This is a genomic window from Bacteroides stercorirosoris (assembly GCF_900142015.1).
GTDB classification, from domain to species: Bacteria; Bacteroidota; Bacteroidia; order Bacteroidales; family Bacteroidaceae; genus Bacteroides; species Bacteroides stercorirosoris.
In genome coordinates this window covers 19,585-39,350 of record NZ_FQZN01000022.1, presented here as the reverse complement: position 1 = coordinate 39,350, position 19,766 = coordinate 19,585, and the positions used below count along the sequence as shown (strand labels likewise).

The 19,766-nt window shown below is 45.4% G+C and carries 13 protein-coding genes; 8 read left to right on the top strand and 5 right to left on the bottom strand.

Translation table 11 applies throughout. The features are described 5' to 3' along the window. Positions 1-80 precede the first annotated feature (80 nt). Complete coding sequence (locus tag BUC01_RS16460) at positions 81-1,859, top strand: muramidase family protein (RefSeq protein WP_073314246.1); 1,779 nt, start codon at positions 81-83, stop codon at positions 1,857-1,859. A 30-nt stretch (positions 1,860-1,889) separates the two neighbouring features. Then, positions 1,890-2,579 carry a porin family protein gene (locus tag BUC01_RS16455; protein WP_025833952.1) on the top strand — a complete coding sequence of 230 codons (690 nt, stop codon included), beginning with the start codon at positions 1,890-1,892 and terminating at the stop codon, positions 2,577-2,579. Between the two features lie 87 nt (positions 2,580-2,666). Here BUC01_RS16455 and BUC01_RS16450 read toward each other — a convergent pair whose 3' ends face one another. The 5 genes from BUC01_RS16450 to BUC01_RS16430 all read right to left on the bottom strand — a co-directional run bounded on the left by BUC01_RS16450 (position 2,667) and on the right by BUC01_RS16430 (position 6,289). Then, positions 2,667-3,134, bottom strand: coding sequence for a DUF4293 domain-containing protein (locus BUC01_RS16450; protein WP_025833950.1), 468 nt, complete (start codon positions 3,132-3,134; stop codon positions 2,667-2,669). Between the two features lie 77 nt (positions 3,135-3,211). Then, entirely contained in the window at positions 3,212-3,547 is a 336-nt protein-coding gene (locus tag BUC01_RS16445) for a DNA-directed RNA polymerase subunit omega (RefSeq protein WP_009127753.1), read from the bottom strand. Between the two features lie 22 nt (positions 3,548-3,569). Next, on the bottom strand, positions 3,570-4,385 hold the full coding sequence (locus BUC01_RS16440) for an outer membrane protein assembly factor BamD (RefSeq protein ID WP_025833945.1): 816 nt from the start codon (positions 4,383-4,385) through the stop codon (positions 3,570-3,572). A gap of 150 nt (positions 4,386-4,535) precedes the next feature. After that, positions 4,536-4,961, bottom strand: a complete 426-nt coding sequence (locus tag BUC01_RS16435; RefSeq protein ID WP_025833943.1) for an amino acid-binding protein — start codon at positions 4,959-4,961, stop codon at positions 4,536-4,538. Positions 4,962-4,990: 29 nt separating this feature from the next. Next, the gene (locus BUC01_RS16430; protein WP_073314283.1) at positions 4,991-6,289 is read right to left on the bottom strand and encodes a phenylacetate--CoA ligase family protein; all 1,299 of its coding nucleotides are present in this window, start codon (positions 6,287-6,289) and stop codon (positions 4,991-4,993) included. Between the two features lie 115 nt (positions 6,290-6,404). On the opposite strand from BUC01_RS16430, the gene uvrB reads away from it, so the two are divergent. From uvrB to BUC01_RS16390, 6 genes are all read left to right on the top strand, one after another. After that, the gene (uvrB, locus tag BUC01_RS16420; protein WP_025833941.1) at positions 6,405-8,453 is read left to right on the top strand and encodes an excinuclease ABC subunit UvrB; all 2,049 of its coding nucleotides are present in this window, start codon (positions 6,405-6,407) and stop codon (positions 8,451-8,453) included. A 401-nt stretch (positions 8,454-8,854) separates the two neighbouring features. Continuing rightward, a complete protein-coding gene (locus BUC01_RS16410) occupies positions 8,855-10,369 on the top strand; it encodes a rhamnogalacturonan acetylesterase (RefSeq protein WP_025833940.1) in 1,515 nt (504 codons plus the stop codon). 109 nt (positions 10,370-10,478) lie between these two features. Continuing rightward, positions 10,479-12,686: an alpha-galactosidase gene (locus tag BUC01_RS16405; RefSeq protein WP_025833938.1), complete on the top strand. Its 2,208-nt coding sequence runs from the start codon at positions 10,479-10,481 to the stop codon at positions 12,684-12,686. A gap of 74 nt (positions 12,687-12,760) precedes the next feature. Further along, complete coding sequence (locus BUC01_RS16400; RefSeq protein ID WP_073314242.1) at positions 12,761-16,009, top strand: UvrD-helicase domain-containing protein; 3,249 nt, start codon at positions 12,761-12,763, stop codon at positions 16,007-16,009. 17 nt (positions 16,010-16,026) lie between these two features. Beyond that, positions 16,027-16,737, top strand: coding sequence for an energy transducer TonB (locus BUC01_RS16395; protein WP_025833937.1), 711 nt, complete (start codon positions 16,027-16,029; stop codon positions 16,735-16,737). Between the two features lie 43 nt (positions 16,738-16,780). Then, positions 16,781-19,678: a PD-(D/E)XK nuclease family protein gene (locus tag BUC01_RS16390; RefSeq protein WP_073314240.1), complete on the top strand. Its 2,898-nt coding sequence runs from the start codon at positions 16,781-16,783 to the stop codon at positions 19,676-19,678. Positions 19,679-19,766 lie beyond the last annotated feature (88 nt).

The window sequence follows — 19,766 nt, the reverse complement described above, 5'->3', positions numbered from 1 at the left end:
ATTCCATTCGTTAATTTTAGGCAAAATTCTTACCTTTGCGGCTACTTTGGGAAATTGTAAACATAAACCAACGATATCGAATGAGAACGATTAACCGGATTTTTTGTTCCATGCTGCTTGCCGGTGCATGCAGTTTTGGTGCATTTGCGCAAGAGAACCAGTCATATTTTCTGCATACCATCGAAAAAGGGCAAAGCCTTTATTCCATATCCAGTATGTACGGTGTCACACAGTCGGACATCGTGAAGTTGAACCCCGGAAGCGACGAAAAAATCTTCGTAGGACGTACACTCCGTATTCCGCGCACAGCCGCCAATACTCAGACAGAGACTTTCCATACCATAGCGCAAGGCGAAACACTTTATCGGCTGACCGTCAAGTATGGCGTATCCGCCAAGGCAATTTGTGACGCCAACCCCGGACTGAGTGCTGAGAACTTCCGCATAGGCCAGGTGATACGCATCCCTTCCGCCGGTGAAACGGGTGCAGTAACTACGGAAACTGCAACAGAAAACGTAATTCCTCCCATCCAGGGTCCTGTACAATCCCGTTGCAAGGAGATGCACAAAGTGAAACGGAAAGAAACCGTATACAGCATCAGCCGCGAATATGGCATATCGGAAGCCGAACTGATAGCCGCTAACCCCGAACTGAAAGGTGAAAACAAGATAAAGAAAGGTACATTCCTTTGCATCCCCTTCCCCACAGCACAGGTGGCAACTCCGGCTCAACCGCAGGTGACTCCCAGCAACAGCGAACTGTTTAGCGAAAACAAGAAAGCTACAGAGCGTTTCAGCACTATCAAAGCAGCCATCGTACTGCCTTTCCTGGATGTTCCTAAAAGCGAAGCGGCCCGTATGATAGAGTATTACGAAGGATTCCTTATGGCCGTAGACAGTTTGAAGCGCAGCGGAGTTTCCGTTGATTTATATACTTATAATTCCGGTTCTGAAAATGCTTCTCTGAATAGCGTGCTGTCCCAAAAAGAAATGAAAGATATGGATATCATTTTCGGCCCGTTGCACCATCAGCATATCAAACCGCTGGCAGACTTCGCCCAGAAGAATGACATCCGCTTGGTGATACCGTTTACTTCAAAGGACAACAGTGTTTTCCGTAATCCGTCCATTTATCAGATCAACACCCCGCAATCCTATCTTTACTCTGAAGTATATGATCATTTCGTGCGTCAGTTCCCCAATGCAAACGTCATCTTTATTGAGGCAAGCACGGGTACAAAAGATAAAGTAGAATTTATCAAAGGGCTGAAAGACGAACTGAAAAACCGTTCCATCCCCATGAAGTCGCTGAAAGAGGATGCAACAGTGGAATCACTGAAAGCTGTCCTGCGTGCCGACCGGGAAAATATATTCATCCCTACATCGGGAAACAATGTAACCCTGATAAAGATACTTCCTCAACTCACTTTATTAGTCCGCGATAATCCGGAAAGCAACATTCATTTGTTTGGTTACCCGGAATGGCAGACTTACACCAAAGATCATCTGGAAGCGTTCTTTGAACTGGATACCTATTTCTATTCATCATTCTACACCAACAACCTGCTGCCCGCAGCCATCAACTTCACCAAGAGTTATCGCAGATGGTACGGCAAGGATATGGATGAGCGTTATCCGAAGTTCGGAATGCTGGGCTTTGACACCGGTTATTTCTTCCTGAAAGGCTTGTCGCGCTACGGTTCGGAGTTAGAGAAGAATATGCAACAGATGGATTTAGTGCCTATCCAAACCGGATTCAAGTTCCAGCGTGTTAACAACTGGGGAGGGCTCATCAACAAGAAAGTGTTCTTTGTCCGCTTCACCAAGAACTACGAACTGGTTAAGCTGGATTACGATTGATAATAACAGAAGTTTCTAAACCTGAAGATAATGAAGATAAAAAATATCATAGGAATCGCTCTATTACTTACTGTATGGGCATTGCCCGGTCGTGCACAGGTAGGCGAACAGCGCCATAACCTTGCAGTGGGTTTTAACGGCGGTATCAATCTCAACAGCGTCAGCTTCTCTCCCACTGTCCGGCAGAAAAACCTGATGGGTATCAACGGCGGTTTAACGGCCCGCTATATTTCAGAGAAGTATTTCAGCATGATTTGCGGCGCACAAATCGAGTTGAACTTCTCACAGCATGGCTGGGATGAATATAGCGAAGACTACCCTGAACTGCAATATACACGCAAGATGAATTATGTAGAAATACCTCTGTTAGCGCATCTGGCATTCGGCAAAGACCGGGGAGTGCAATTCTTCGTCCACGCAGGACCGCAGATAGGATTCTTTATCAGCGATACCCGAACGAAAAATGACGCATGGGATAAGACAAGCCACAATCTGGTTACCGAACAGCATGATAAGAATGTAGAGAACAAGTTCGACTATGGTATTACGGGCGGCGCAGGATTGGAATTACGTACTAAAGCCGGTAATTTCCTGGTAGAGGGAAGGTACTATTATGCCTTATCCGACTTTTATAAAAGTACCAAGAAAGACTATTTCGACCGTTCGGCACATGGAACTATAGTAGCAAAAATAACTTATCTGTTCGACCTTAAAAAGTAGTATTAAAGAGAGATTTACATATATAAAAAGAGGACGCCCCGGAACTTTTCATTGAAGTTTCGGGGCGTCCTCTTTTTTATAATTCTTTTATTTTCTCAGTCTGAAACTATCCGCAGCTTTCACCATCAGTTCGTCACGATAGATAGCACGGAAAGACAAATAATTCAATATGATAGAAACAGCGGGAAGACAAAGTGCCCAACCCAACTGAAAAGACATTGCATCGAGATCATCCTTCAGCATATACATAAACACGAAAAATGCCGCATAATATCCTATCAGAAGAATACTGTTGAATATCGTCATACGCACCTGCAACATACGGTTACGGAACAGGAAAATAGTACAGAATGCTATGACAGTACTTAAAAACAGTATTCCGAATAGACCCCACGTAGACTGAAAAGCATTATCCACCAGCGTTACGCCCAATGGCTTGAAAACATATTCGGTAACCCCGTCTGCAGCAATAAACTGCCCCACGGGCAAACACATGGCCGCTATCAGCAAACCCGTCACAATCAATAAATAAACAGATTGAATTCGTTGTATCATACTCTCTTTTCTTGGTTAAAACAACAAAGGTGTGCCCAAGCAAATTTTACTCGGGCACACCTTTATAGTAATTTCATTTACTGTAATTTCTCTTTTTCTTTTGCCGGGTTGCGATAGTAAATCTTACCCTCAACGTATTCTTGCGTTGCAATCAACGTTGGTTTCGGCAATTTCTCATAATAGCGTGAAATTTCAATTTGCTCCCGATTCTCGAATACTTCTTCCAAGTTATCATTGTAGGAAGCAAACTCTGCCAACTTCTTGGAAAGGTCATTCTTGATTTCCACACTGATCTGGTTTGCACGCTTACCTATAATAGATACGGTTTCATACACATTACCGGTATCCGCACACAACTCCATCATGTCACGGGTAACCGTACTGCCAGGAGCATTTGTCTTCTTGTAATCCATAAATATCTAAATTAATATTATCCTAAATCTGTTTATCATCATTCAATATCTTCTCGGAGTCTTTGAATATCCTGTCGGCTTCCTTCATATATTTACTTTCAGGAAACTCATTCTTGAAAGCGTAATATTCATCCACCGTTTCACGATAACGCTCCGCTCTTTTGTCTTCCACACTGTAGATAGCCATTTCATATTTGGCACGCAGGATAAGAATGGACAAATCTTCGCGAAGGTTCGTGTAAGGATAGTCTTTCAAAGCATTTTGTGCAGTAATCACACAAGACTGATAGTTATTACCCAAGTAGTTACCCAAATTATAGTACAATTTAGCAGAGAGATACTCTTTCATTACCAGTTTGTCCTGCAACTTGAAAATCATGTCCTGGGCTTCTTCCTTCTTTGAGCTTTGCGGGAAATATTCCATGAACATCTGCAATTGCTGAATAGCACTGTATGTGCCCGACTGGTCGAGACGAGGTTCCGGAGTATCCAAATACAATGCTTTACCTGCATGGAAACGTGCCAGTTCGGTAAATGTACCACGGGGATATACATTATAATATTGGACGAAAGTCTGAGCTGCCGTCTGATAATCTTTCTGATTATAATAGCTCATACCCAGCATATAGAGGGATTCCTCTGCTTTGTCTGTACCCTTGAGGATAGCGATTAACTCATTCAGCAATGTTGCTGCACGATTGTACTGCCCCTTTGCGAAGTAGTTCTTTGCCGCCTCATACTTATACTCATAGTCGGTGCTTTTTAACAGCTTGTTATATTCTCCACACGAGGAGAGCAATACCGCTGCAAGCAAAGTTATTAAGATGTTCTTCTTCATTCTTAGCTTTTCAAATAATGTGCAAAGATAAAGGTTCGCATCGAATAAAGCAACGATACGAACCTTAATTTTTCAAAAACCAGAAAATGACCGACAAACGCCTGTCTATTCACGACGAACCGGAATTATAGCCGGTCTAAAAAATGGTCATTATAATTTATATAAATCACTTGCTGCAAGCAAATCTACTTTCCTTTCCGTCAGCACGCGGATGCAGTTTTCCATATCATTAGGACGAATGATGACATTTGCCGTATTACCGTTGGCAAATGAATACATATATTCAATGAAAACGCCTTCATCGGACAAGAAACGCAGAACTTTAGACAGTGAGCCCGGAATATTGGGGCAACTGATACCTACAACATCCGTCACATTCACGGCAAAATGATTATCTTTTAAAGCTTTATATGCCTTATCCGGTTCAGACACGATGCCACGAAGAATACCGAAATCAGCATTCTCAGCAATACAGAGAGCGGAAAGGTTGACACCTTCTTTCGCAAGCACTTCAGTCACTTCAGTCAAACGACCGGACTTATTCTCCAGGAAAATAGAAAGTTGTTTTGCTACCATGATCTTAATTATTAAATAATTTATAATTATCAAAGTTTACGGTTGTCGATTACACGTTTGGCTTTGCCCACGCTACGCTCAATGCTGCGTGGTTCAACCAGGCGGACATCCACTCCCAAACCAAGTACACTCTGCAGGCGGGATGCCAGTTTCTTCTTTAATGCCAGCATTCTGTTAATCTCATCCGAATAGTATTCCGGACGAACTTCAACCTGCAATTCCATAGTGTCGGTATTATTCTTACGGTCTACTATCAGGAGATAATGCGGCTCGAATTCCGGCATTTCGAGAATAACCGACTCTATCTGAGTGGGGAAGACATTGACACCACGGATAATGAGCATATCATCACTACGTCCGAGAATGCGGTCCATACGGACAAGCGTACGCCCGCAAGGACATTTGTCATAGTGCAAAGCGGTGAGATCCTTCGTGCGGTAACGCAACAGAGGCATACCTTCCTTAGTGAGATGAGTAAAGACAAGTTCGCCCGTCTCACCCGGAGCAACCGGTTCCAAGGTATTCGGATTGATGATTTCGGGAAAATAATGGTCTTCATTAAGGTGGGTGCCATGCTGACATTCACATTCATACCCTACACCCGGACCGGCTATTTCACTCAATCCATATATGTCATAGGCTTTAATGCCTAACTTTTCTTCTATCTCGTGACGCATATTCTCCGTCCAGGGTTCCGCACCGAAAGCACCAATCCGCAACTTGAATTCTTCACGGGGCAGACCGGAGTCTTTGATAGCATCCGCCAGATAAAGTGCATAAGAGGGGGTGCAGCAAAGCACCGTAGAACCGAAGTCATGCATCAGGGTAATCTGCTTTTCAGTATTGCCACTTGACATCGGGATGACGGAAGCACCGATATTCTCGGCACCGGCATGTGCACCCAGTCCGCCGGTGAACAGGCCATATCCGTATGCTACATGGAAAAAATCGGAACTGCCCGCACCGTATGCAGTAAAAGCACGCGACAAGCATTCTGCCCACGCTGAAAGGTCCCTACGCGTATATCCTACCACGGTAGGTTTACCGGTCGTGCCAGATGAAGCATGGATACGCACTATCTGACTCATGGGGACGGCACAAAGCCCGAAAGGATAATTATCGCGCAGGTCGTATTTCGTAGTAAAAGGTAGCTTGACGATATCGTCTATACTGTTGATGTCATCCGGGGTGATCCCCAGTTCCTGCATTTTTTTACGATAGAAAGGAGTGTTGTGATAAACATGCTCCACGATCTTCTTGAGGCGGATGCTCTGGATTTTGCGAAGGCTTTCGCGATCCATGCATTCGATACTTTCATTCCAAATCATGTCTTCGTTGTATTACATTGATGGTTATTATTAGTACTTATTTCCTGCAAAGGAATAAAAAAATTTTGTTTATCTCAAGTATTTTCCCGAATATTGCCGTCCATAAGGAGAGAAAATGAACAAATTTGAATTAACATCCGCTTATAAGCCGACCGGTGATCAGCCGGAAGCTATCGCACAGCTCACTGACGGCGTGGTTCAGGGAGTTCCTGCACAGACTTTACTTGGTGTCACCGGTTCCGGTAAGACTTTCACCATCGCCAACGTGATCGCCAACATCAATAAACCAACGTTAATATTAAGCCATAACAAAACATTGGCGGCTCAACTCTACAGCGAATTTAAGGGTTTCTTCCCCAATAATGCCGTGGAGTATTACGTTTCTTATTATGACTACTATCAGCCGGAAGCCTATCTTCCTTCTTCTGATACCTATATAGAAAAGGACCTCGCCATCAATGACGAAATCGACAAGTTGCGGTTGGCGGCCACCTCTTCCCTACTTTCGGGACGAAAAGATGTAGTGGTCGTTTCTTCCGTGTCCTGCATATATGGTATGGGTAACCCATCGGATTTCTATGAAAATGTGATAGAAGTGCAACAAGGTAAAACATTCAGCCGGAATGTATTCCTGCGCCGTCTGGTAGACAGTCTTTATGTACGCAACGACATTGATTTAAACCGTGGCAACTTCCGCGTAAAAGGAGATACGGTGGACATTTACCTGGCCTATGCCGACAATCTGCTGCGTATTATTTTCTGGGGAGACGAGGTAGACAGCATCGAGGAAGTGGACCCCATCAGCGGTGTGACCATCGCCCGTTTTGATGCTTACAAAATATACCCTGCCAATCTCTTTATGACCACCAAAGAAGCCACGCTCCGGGCCATTCATGAGATAGAAGACGACCTGCACAAACAAGTGCAATGGTTTGAAAGCCAGGGAAGGGCATATGAGGCGAAGCGACTTCAAGAACGGGTGACGTATGATATGGAAATGATACGCGAATTGGGACACTGTTCGGGCATCGAAAACTATTCGCGCTATTTTGACGGACGTGCCGCAGGCACCCGGCCTTACTGTCTGCTGGACTTCTTCCCGGAAGATTTTCTGATTGTTATAGATGAAAGCCATGTGAGTGTGCCGCAGATACGCGCAATGTACGGCGGTGACCGGGCCCGCAAAATCAATCTTGTTGAGTATGGATTCCGTCTTCCGGCGGCTATGGATAACCGTCCGCTGAAATTTGAAGAATTTGAAGAAATGGCGAAGCAAGTGATTTACGTCAGTGCGACGCCTGCGGATTATGAATTGATTCAATCGGAAGGTATCGTTGTGGAACAGGTGATTCGCCCCACCGGGTTGTTGGACCCGATCATTGAAGTACGTCCCAGCCATAACCAGATAGACGACCTGATGGAAGAAATCCAGATACGCATAGAACGCAATGAGCGCACGCTTGTTACCACTCTTACCAAACGCATGGCAGAAGAGCTGACGGAATATCTTCTGAATAATAATGTGAAGTGTAACTATATCCATAGTGATGTGGACACGCTGGAACGTGTAAAAATCATGAGCGACCTGCGCGAAGGTTTATATGACGTACTTATCGGTGTAAACCTGCTACGCGAAGGCCTGGACCTCCCCGAAGTATCGCTCGTTGCCATTCTCGATGCAGACAAAGAAGGTTTCCTCCGTTCCCACCGTTCACTGACACAGACTGCCGGACGTGCAGCCCGTAATGTGAATGGTATGGTCATCATGTACGCCGACCGCATCACCGATAGTATGCGATTGACAATTGACGAAACCAACCGCCGTCGTGAAAAGCAATTAAAATACAACGAGGAGCACGGCATCACGCCACAACAAATCAAAAAAGCGAAAAACCTCAATGTATTTGCTGCCAATGCCACAACGGAAGAAGTTTTTGCCGACAAAGGTGCAGCCACCGCTCCCCGCCCCTACATCGAACAGGAAAGTACTGCCAGCATCGCAGCCGACCCCATTGTACAATATATGTCTCGCCCGCAACTGGAGAAAAGTATCGAACGCACCAGAAAGCTCATGCAAGAGGCTGCCAAGAAGCTCGACTTTATCGAGGCGGCGCAATATCGTGATGAACTGTTGAAGATGGAGGATTTATTAAAAGAGAAATAGAGAGAAAAGGGATTTTTCTTAAAATAAATAGAAGGATGGTGGATTTCTACTAATAAGTGTTATAAAACATACTTTTTTCTTTGGATAATTTGCAGATTTCCCAAGAGTCCGTATCTTTGCACTGTGTTTTTCATAGTATTAGATTTAAGGTTAACAAAGGTTGGAGTACAGCGGTACTCCTTTTTTTATGCCTATATGTCTCATTCCCAGTCTGCATAAACCTATATATCTCGTCTTTTCTTTTCTGTTCTCTCTCTTTTTGCCTTCATTCACGCTGCTGATTCGGAAATTGGAGTATTATTTGTTCTATTTAATAGACTATTTATTCCTGCTATTGTCTATCACAAAGAGAGCATCTATTTTTGTGAATACAAAAATATAGAACTTTAAAATACAACACCATGAAAAGGCAAATACTTATGCTTGCTGCCAGCGCTATCTGCGCAGCAAGTATGCATGCTCAGAAACTGACAGTACACACCATTGGAGATTCCACAATGGCCGACTATGTAGAAAACACTACCCGCACCCGTGGCTGGGCAGAGATGTTACAGGAATTTTTCTCTCCCGAAGTGAAAGTCATCAATTATGCCCGTGGAGGCAGAAGTTCACGTTCTTTCTGCGAGGAAGGACTCTGGAACAAAGTGAAAAACAACCTGAAACCGGGAGATTATGTCTTTATCCAGTTTGCACACAATGATGAAAAAGAACAGGGTAAAGACGGAGCCGACGGAAGGGGGACAGCACCGTGGACTACCTACAAATCTTTCCTGGAAAAATATGCAGATGAAACAAAGGCACTGGGCGGTAACCCGGTTTTCATCACTCCTATCATCAGACGCTATTTCACCAAAGAAGGCACAATCAGTCCGAAGGGATGTCACGATATAGGCACTGCCCCTGACGATTCAACCCTTAACTATGTGCGCGTAATGAAGCACGTGGCACGTGAGAAAAAAGTCCCGCTGATTGACATCACCGCACTGACCAAAAACTTTGCAGAGCAGCTGGGGGAAACAACCACCGTGAAATGTATATATGTACCGACAGACGGCACTCATACACAAGCAACCGGCGCTGCTTGCTATGCCCAACTTGCCGCACAAGGACTAAAACAGCAAGGCATCCTGTCATCTTACATCCAAGCCGAAGCTCCACTCATCCTGAATCCTACCCAACTCGATTTCCAAACCGTTTACGTGGGGGACAAAGCGAGCTTATGTTTCGACCTTACAGGATTAAAATTATCTCCCTCTACCGGAACTTTGCGACTGGAAGCTCCACAGGATATGATGTTATCCGACAGCCCGGAGGCCACTCCAAAGAAAATGATAGAACTATCTTATACGAATGGCAAACTGTGGAACCAATGTTTCTATCTGCACTTCACCCCTACCCGTGCAGAAAATATTTCGACCGTTATATCTATTATATATGGAAACAGTAAACGTCTGCTTCCGGTAAATGCGGTTTGTAAAGAAATAACCCATCAGCTTCCCGTTACGTGCAATTGTACCAAAATGTCAGTAAAAGGACTGGTAGAAACCGACAAAGGCATCACCATAGAGACCGGAGAATGGCCTGCCGACATTGACGAAGACGGCAAACGATATGTAGAAATCATCATACAAGGTAAGGAAAAGCCTCTCATTGTCCGCCAAATATCTTTCACTCTGGAAGGTGAAGTCTGTTATCGCATAGCTTATGCACGTGGAAAAGACTTTTATCCCCGCACGGATTTAGGAGAACAACAACGCGCCGCAGAAGCACCAGGCAAACTGACATTCTCCGTCAATACTACCTTAAAACCGAATGAACGCCTTCATGTCCGCCTCTTCCCCTGGAGTACCCGGCAGGATAAGGAACTGCACTTCCAGATGAAAGAATGTACATTTGAGGGTACGGAAATAGAGTAATACGACAAAAGGTATCAATATATGATAAAAGGATACCAATGCATCTAACCGGAATTGCCTACTTTTGTCACACTTATTAATATTCAGAAATCTAAAAAAGAAGAAAAACATGAGTATCAGAAAACGAATGAATGTATTACTCGGAGCATTGCTGCTGACCGGCAGCCTGTTCTCTCAAAATGTATGTGTGACTACTCCCAAGACATCCCTGATTCTTTCAGCCCCTATCGGCGGCGAACTGAAGCATGTATATTACGGCAATAAACTTTCGGAGACGGACTTGCAGAACATTGACTTTGCAGGCACTCCCAATATGCCCGCATATCCGGTATATGGACTGAATTGTCCCGGAGAATCCGCCCTTGCCGTGAAACATGCCGATGGCAACATGACTTTGCAGATGGAAATCGTACAGGTCAAGACGGTCAAGGAAGGAAACGCAGAGGTAACCGTCATCGAAATGAAAGACAAGGTATATCCTTTTTATGTAAATGTGTGCTACCGGACTTATCAGGATGCCGACGTCATCGAAACATGGACCGAAATCCGCCATCAGGAAAAGAAACCGGTCACGCTCAATCAGTTTGCCTCAGGCTTCCTGCCTATCCGCCGTGGTGAAGTCTGGTTATCGCACCTATACGGTTCGTGGGCTAATGAAGGCCGTTTATGTCAGGAATTGCTGGAACCGGGAATGAAAGTCATCAAGAACAAAGATGGTGTACGCAACGCACATACTTCACACGCCGAAATCATGTTCGCCCTTGATGGAAAGCCTCGGGAGAATACGGGCAATGTCATTGGAGCTGCTCTCTGCTACGGTGGCAATTACAAGTTGCGCATCGATACGCATGATGATGAATACCACCGTTTCTTTGCCGGTATCAATGAAGAAAACTCTGCCTATTCACTGAAAAAAGACGAAGTGTTCCGCACTCCCGAACTTGCATTGACATACAGCAACGAGGGGTTGAGTGGAAGCAGCCGTAACTTTCACCGTTGGGCACGCCTTCATAAATTAGCCAACGGCACCGTCCCCCGAAAGATTCTGCTGAACAGTTGGGAAGGTGTTTATTTCGACATTAACCAGACGGGTATGGATCAGATGATGAGTGACATAGCCTCTATGGGCGGTGAGTTGTTCGTGATGGACGACGGATGGTTCGGTGATAAATATCCCCGCAAAAACGACAGTTCTTCACTTGGCGACTGGGTGGTTGACAAGAACAAGTTGCCCGACGGCATTGAGGGGCTGTTGAAGAGCGCAGAAAAGCACGGTATCAAGTTCGGTATATGGATAGAGCCGGAGATGGCGAATATCACCAGCGAACTGTATGAGAAACATCCCGAATGGGCAATCAAGGCGCCTGAGCGTGACTTGGTATTGGGACGTGGCGGTACGCAGATAGTACTCGACCTTGCTAACCCGCAAGTTCAGGACTTCATATTCAACATCGTAGACGATCTGATGACCAAATATCCTGAAATAGATTACATCAAGTGGGATGCAAATATGTCTATCATGAATCATGGTTCCAACTATCTGACGAAAGACAATCAAAGCCATATGTACATCGAATATCATCGCGGACTCGAAAAAGTGTGCCAGCGCATACGTGCCAAGTACCCGGAATTAACCATACAAGCTTGTGCCAGCGGTGGCGGCCGTGCCAATTACGGCATACTTCCCTACTTCGACGAATTTTGGGTAAGCGATAATACGGATGCACTGCAACGCGTCTATATGCAGTGGGGAACCTCCTATTTCTTTCCGGCCATCGCCATGGCTTCGCACATCAGCGCTGCGCCCAATCATCAGACTTTCCGCACAATTCCGCTGAAATACCGGATTGACGTGGCAATGAGTGGCCGCCTGGGCATGGAAATACAACCAAAGAACATGACTGAAGAGGAAAAGGCACTCTGCAAAAATGCAATAGCGGAATACAAAGCGATTCGCCCGCTTGTGCAGATGGGTGATATCTACCGCCTGTTGTCACCGTATGACAATCAAGGTGCGGCATCCATGATGTATGTAACTCCCGAAAAGGACAAAGCCGTATTCTACTGGTGGAAAACGGAACACTTCGTCAACCAGCATTTACCACGCGTAAATATGGCGGGGCTATCTCCTGACAAGCTGTATAAAGTGCACGAACTGAACCGTATAGACAATGAACCCTTAAGCTTTGAAGGAAAAGTGTTCAGCGGAGCCTATCTAATGGCAAACGGTTTGGAGATACCTTATAATCACAGGGTTGACTATCACAAACAGAATGATTACTCCAGCCGGGTGCTCTATCTGGAAGAAGTGAAATAAAGAAGTACAGAGAATACTGATAATTCCATGTTTTTTGCGTATGTTTGTAGCAAAGTTCAATCCCGCAAATCGACATGGAATTATTAGTATATAAAGCCTCAGCCGGCTCAGGAAAGACATTCACCCTGGCCGTAGAATACATCAAACACTTGATTCTGAACCCAAGAGCTTATCGGCAGATACTTGCCGTGACCTTTACCAACAAAGCCACGGCGGAAATGAAAGAGCGTATCCTACAGCAACTTTATGGCATCTGGGTAAACGATCCGGCATCGGAACCCTATTTGAACCGCATCCGTGAAGACCTGCAACGAAAAAACTTATCCGATCCCGATATCCGCCGGGCAGCGGGGACAGCATTGCAATATATGCTGCACGATTACAGCCGCTTCCGTGTAGAAACCATCGACTCCTTTTTCCAGTCCGTCATGCGCAATCTGGCCCGCGAACTGGAGTTAAGCCCCAATCTGAACATTGAATTGAACAATGCCGATGTACTGAGTGATGCCGTGGACAGCCTCATCGAAAAGCTGACACCGTCTTCTCCCGTACTGGCATGGTTGCTGGATTACATCAATGAGCGTATCGCCGATGATAAGCGCTGGAATGTTTCCAATGAAATCAAACGTTTCGGATGGAACATCTTCGACGAAGGCTACATAGAACGTGGAGAAGGGCTTCGGCAGCAGTTGAGACAGCCGGATACCATCAAATTATACCGTAACGAACTGCGCGAAATGGAGACGGAAGCCCTGGAACAAATGAAAGGTTTCTACGACCAATTCACGGGCGAACTGGAAGCCCACGCACTTACCGCCGAAGACCTGAAAGGCGGAGCCCGAGGGATAGGCAGCTATTTCCGCAAATTGCGGGACGGGCGGTTATCAGATAAAGATACGCTGAACGCAACATTAAGGAACAGCCTGGACGACGCTAAGAACTGGGCAACCAAAACTTCAGCACGGAAAAATGATATTATCCATCTTGCCGAAACAAGTCTGCTTCCTATATTGCAAGATGCGGAAACTTACCGGCCAAGAAACAACAAGATTGTAAACAGTTGCCGATTGTCACTGCAACATCTGAATAAATTGCAATTGCTTGCGCACATCGACGAAGAAGTTCGTGAACTGAACCGGGAGCATAACCGCTTTTTGTTGTCAGACACCAATGCCCTACTCCATAACCTGGTACGGGACGGAGACTCTTCATTCGTATTCGAGAAAATCGGTGCCAATATCCGGAATGTAATGATTGACGAGTTCCAGGATACCAGCCGAATGCAATGGGATAACTTTAAAATCCTGCTGCTGGAAGGTCTTTCACAAGGAGCCGACAGTTTGATTGTGGGTGACGTGAAACAGTCCATCTATCGCTGGCGGAACGGTGACTGGAAAATATTGGACGAACTGACAAGTGGCAAACCCACAGACAGCGCAGCCAATTCTCAACTTAACAACTTTCCCATACGTGTGGAAACCTTGAAGACAAACCGCCGAAGTGAAACCAATATCATCCGGTTCAACAATTTCCTGTTTACGGCTGCTGTGGAGTACTTAAACATGCTTCACCTGAAAGAACTGCAAGAAGATTGCCAGCCGTTGCAACGGGCTTATGCAGATGTAGCACAAGAGTCACCACGGACAGAAGCGAAAGGATATGTCAAAGTCGATTTTCTGAAACCTGACGAAGAGCATAATTACGTGGAGATGACACTTATTGCATTGGGGGAAGAAGTACAACGGCTCTTGAATGCAGGTGTGAAACTGAATGATATCACCATCCTGGTACGCAAAAATAAGAGCATCCCTCCTATTGCCGACTATTTCGACAAGACCATGCACTTGCCTGTTGTCTCTGACGAAGCATTCCGGCTAGACGCTTCCCAGGCAATCTGCATGCTGATAGATGCTTTGCGTTATCTTTCGAATCCGGAAGATAAAATTGCCCGGGCCTCGCTGATTACCAATTATAAACTGCAAATAAAAAAGGAAGGAAGCGAAGATACAACTATCAACTGGGATGCTTTGCTGACCGCTGCCCCGCAGGACAGTCTACCGGAAAAGTTCGTTTCACACATGGAGACTCTCCGGTTAATGCCGCTATACGAATTGCTGGAAGAACTTTTCAGCTTGTTCGGGATGAACCGGATTGAGAAACAAGACGCTTATCTATTCTCTTTCTTTGATGCCGTAACGGAGTATCTGCAAAACAATTCGTCGGATTTGGATGCCTTTATCCTTTTCTGGGAAGAGACATTGTGCAATAAAACCATTCCCAGCGGTGAAATGGACGGCATTCGTATTCTATCTATCCACAAATCGAAAGGTCTGGAGTTCCACACCGTCCTGATTCCTTTCTGCGACTGGAAATTAGAGAACGAAACCAATAATCAATTGATATGGTGTTCGCCCACTGATGCACCATTCAGTGCGCTCGACATTGTTCCGGTAAATTATTCTTCCACCATGGCCGAATCCGTATACCGGAAGGATTATCTGCATGAACGTCTGCAACTGTGGGTAGACAATCTTAACCTGCTTTACGTAGCGTTCACCCGTGCCGGAAAGAACCTGATTCTATGGAGTAAAAAGGGACAGAAAGGAACAATGTCCGAACTGCTTGCCAATGCACTGCCACAGGTAGCGGCTAAGGAAGGAAAAGAAAGTTGGGATGAAGAAGAACCTTACGAAAGTGGAGAGCTTTGTCCATCCGTAAAGACGGATAAGCACTTGTCCACCAAACACATACTCAACCGCCTCGCCCAGAAACCTGACAAACTTCCCGTACATATGGAGAGCATGAGGCATGATATCGAATTCCGGCAATCAAACCGTTCTGCAGATTTCATCCAGGGAGTTGATGAGGAAGAATCCGACAGCCGTTTCATAAACCGGGGACGATTATTGCATACACTTTTCTCTGCAATTGAAACAGAAGACGATATTGACAATGCCATTACACAACTCGTATTCGAAGGGATCATCGGCAAGCCGGAAACGGAAGCGGAAATACGGGAACTGACTCACCGTGCTTTCTCTTTACCACAAGTGCAGGACTGGTACTCGGGAAGCTGGCAGTTATTCAATGAATGCGACATCATCTGGCAAGAGAACGGCGAACTGCATACCCGCCGTCCTGACCGTGTGATGATGCGCGGCAATGAAATTGTCATCGTAGACTTCAAGTTTGGAAAGCAGAATAAGAAGTACAACAAGCAGGTGAAAGGATATATCCAATTGCTTGTCCGTATGGGCTATCCGGCAGAGAACATAAAAGGTTACCTGTGGTATGTGGAAGAAGATTTAGTAGAGAACGTATAACCTCAAAACAAGAATACATGAAACGAGGAAAACAGACTTGCAGGATATTAAAAGATATCCGTCGGCAGATTGCTGAAGCGAATGACATCGAGTATATCACTTCCGAATGTCAGTACAAGGGAGACTGTTCAGGTACGTGCCCCAAGTGTGAGGCAGAAGTGCACTATCTGGAGCAACAACTGGAACGAAAACGGATGACAGGGAAAGTAATCGCCCTACTCGGTATATCGGCAGGATTATCGACAATGATGCCTCAACCTGCCTGTGCAGAATCAATCAATTCCGAAGCTCCGCATGGTTACTATACAGTAATTCCCGAGATACAGGAACCACTGGTTATAAGAATTCTCCCTCCGGATTCTCTTGCACAAGAGATCTCCCTACAGGATACTACAATATATGCCACAAATAAGGATAATGCACCGGAGGTAATGCCCGAATTTCCCGGAGGAATGGTTGCATTAATGCAATTCATTAGTAAAGAAATATTAGACTTAAAACTTCCCGTTTATCAAGGTAACGGAACTCAGGGACGGACAACTATCAAATTTATCGTTGAAAAAGACGGAAGTGTCACTAATGCAACGGTACATCGCGGCGTTGATCCTTATCTGGATAAAGAGGCGCTACGTATAATCAATGCCATGCCCAAATGGACTCCCGGTATGGTGCAAGGTAAACCGGTACGTGTACAATACATGGTTCCGGTAATGTTCCACCTTCAATAAGTTAAGACTGTATTGAAAAATAGATGTAATTGACTCTGATAATATGCAAACATTTCTCCAATTAGTTGCCCAAGACCTACACCAAAAGATAGGAAACGACTTGTCACGGGTTGCCATCGTTTTCCCTAACAAACGTGCCAGCCTGTTCTTCAATGAATATCTGGCAGCGCAGAGCGACCGTCCGTTGTGGTCGCCCGCATACGTCAGCATCAGCGAATTGTTCCGGCAACTCTCTCCCTGGAAGTTGGGTGACCCTATCCGCCTGGTGTGCGAACTCTATAAAGTATTTCGCGAAGAAACCCGCAGCGAAGAAACGCTCGATGATTTTTACTTCTGGGGCGAGTTGCTGATCAGTGATTTTGATGATGTAGACAAGAATCTTGTAGATGCCGACCGTCTGTTCTCCAACCTCCAGGATCTGAAAAATATCATGGATGATTATGACTTTCTTGATTCCGAACAGGAAGAAGCCATCCGCCAGTTCTTTCAGAATTTCTCCATCGAAAAGAGGACGCAGCTCAAAGAGAAGTTCATTTCTCTGTGGGACAAACTTGGTGATATCTATCGCCGTTACCGCGATAACCTTGCAGAACTCGGCATTGCCTACGAAGGTATGATGTATCGCCAGGTGATGGAAGAGTTGCAACCGGATAAGTTGAAATATGACCGATATGTATTTGTCGGCTTCAACGTACTGAATAAAGTAGAAACCAAATTCTTCGAACGCCTGCATGACGCGGGAAAAGCACTGTTCTACTGGGATTATGATATATTCTACACCCGGCTGCCCCGTGAGAAAACTCCACCCTACACCCACGAAGCGGGAGAATTTATCCTCCGCAACATGCAGATTTTTCCTAACGAGCTGCCCGAAACAGCATTCGATATCTTGAGGAATCCTAAAAAAGTCCGTTTCATCTCCGCACCTACTGAAAATGCCCAAGCACGTTATCTGCCGGAATGGCTACGAAGCATCAATGAAAATCCTCATTCTTCATTCAAAGAAAAAGAAAATGCAGTAGTGCTTTGCAACGAAGCACTGCTATTGCCCGTACTGCACTCCATCCCATCCGAAGTAAAGAATGTAAATATCACTATGGGATTCCCCTTGGCACAAACTCCTGTTTATAGTTTCATCAATGCCTTGATTGAATTACAAACCAACGGTTACCGGACAGATACCGGACGCTACTTATACGAAGCCGTACAAACCGTACTGAAACATCCTTATACCCGCCAGCTATCTGATTCCGCCGAAAACCTGGAGAAACAGCTGACCAAAGATAACCGCTTCTATCCCCTGCCGTCCGAATTGAAACAAGACGCTTTTCTGGAGCAAATATTCACTCCGCAAAGAGGGATATCAGCTCTGTGCCAATACCTTACGGATATGTTGCGTGAAGTATCTGTCCTTTATCGTCAGGAGCCAGAGGCAGAAACAGAGGACATCTTCAACCAGCTTTACCGGGAATCTTTATTCAAGAGCTATACAATCGTCAACCGTTTACTCAGCCTTATCGATAATGGGGATTTAAGTTTGCAGGTCGATCCCCTGAAGCGTCTTCTCTGCCGACTGCTTGCTACCTCGAATATACCTTTTCATGGCGAACCGGCCATCGGTATGCAGGTGATGGGAGTATTGGAAACGCGTAACCTCGATTTCCGTAACCTCATCATGCTTTCCCTCAACGAAGGGCAGCTGCCCAAAGCAGGCGGAGAGTCCTCTTTCATCCCCTACAACTTGCGGAAAGCTTTCGGCATGACCACCATCGAACATAAGAATGCCGTGTATGCATACTATTTCTACCGATTGATACAACGCGCCGAGAACATCACCTTATTATATAATACCTCTTCAGACGGATTGAACCGTGGAGAGATGTCCCGCTTCATGCTGCAATTCCTCGTAGAATCGCCCCATGACATCTCTCGCGAATATCTTGAAGCCGGACAATCTCCCCAAAGCGGTAGAGATATCAGCATTGAAAAAACACCGGAAATCATCGTAAGGATGTATAGAAGATACGACGTCACCCGTCATCCGAAAGCTATTTTCTCCCCCTCCGCCCTCAATGCCTATCTGGATTGCCGGCTGAAGTTCTACTATCGCTACGTAGCCGGATTGAAAGCTCCCGATGAAGTAAGTGCCGAGATAGACTCCGCACTATTCGGTACCATCTTCCATCGCTCGGCCGAATTAGCATACAAAGACTTGACCGCCAATGGAAAAGAAATACGGAAAGAAGATCTGGAACAATTGCTGCGTAACGATATCAAACTGCAAAATTATGTAGACACAGCTTTCAAGGAAGAATTTTTCCACGTTGCCCCCAGCGAGAAACCGGAATATAACGGTACGCAACTCATCAATGCCAAAGTCATCACGTCCTATCTCCGCCAGTTGCTACGCAATGACTTACAATACGCCCCTTTCTCTATGGAAGGTATGGAAGAGCCGGTGAACGAAATCATGGAGATAGAAACTCCACAGGGAAAACTGACGCTGAATATCGGTGGAACCATCGACCGTATGGACAGCAAGGGAGATACGCTGCGCATTGTGGATTATAAAACCGGCGGCACTCCCAAAACTCCCGAAAACATCGGGCAACTCTTCACTCCCGCAGAAGGACGTCCGAACTACATTTTCCAAACCTTCCTGTATGCATCTATCATGTGCAACAGGCAGCCTTTGAAAGTAGCGCCTTCCCTACTCTACATCCATCGCGCAGCATCGGAAACTTATTCCCCCGTCATCGAAATGGGAGAACCACGCCAACCGAAGATACCGGTCAACAACTTTGCTTTCTACGAAGATGAGTTTCGCGAACGTCTGCAAAATCTTCTGCAAGAGATATATAATCCGGAAGAACCTTTCACCCAAACAGAAGATACAAAGAAGTGTGAGTTTTGCGATTTCAGAGATTTGTGCAAACGATAAAAAAACAGACCGTCTGTTCACTTGAAACAGACGGTCTATATGACTCGGACAGACCATCTGTTTCACCTCAACAGATGGTCTGTTTTTA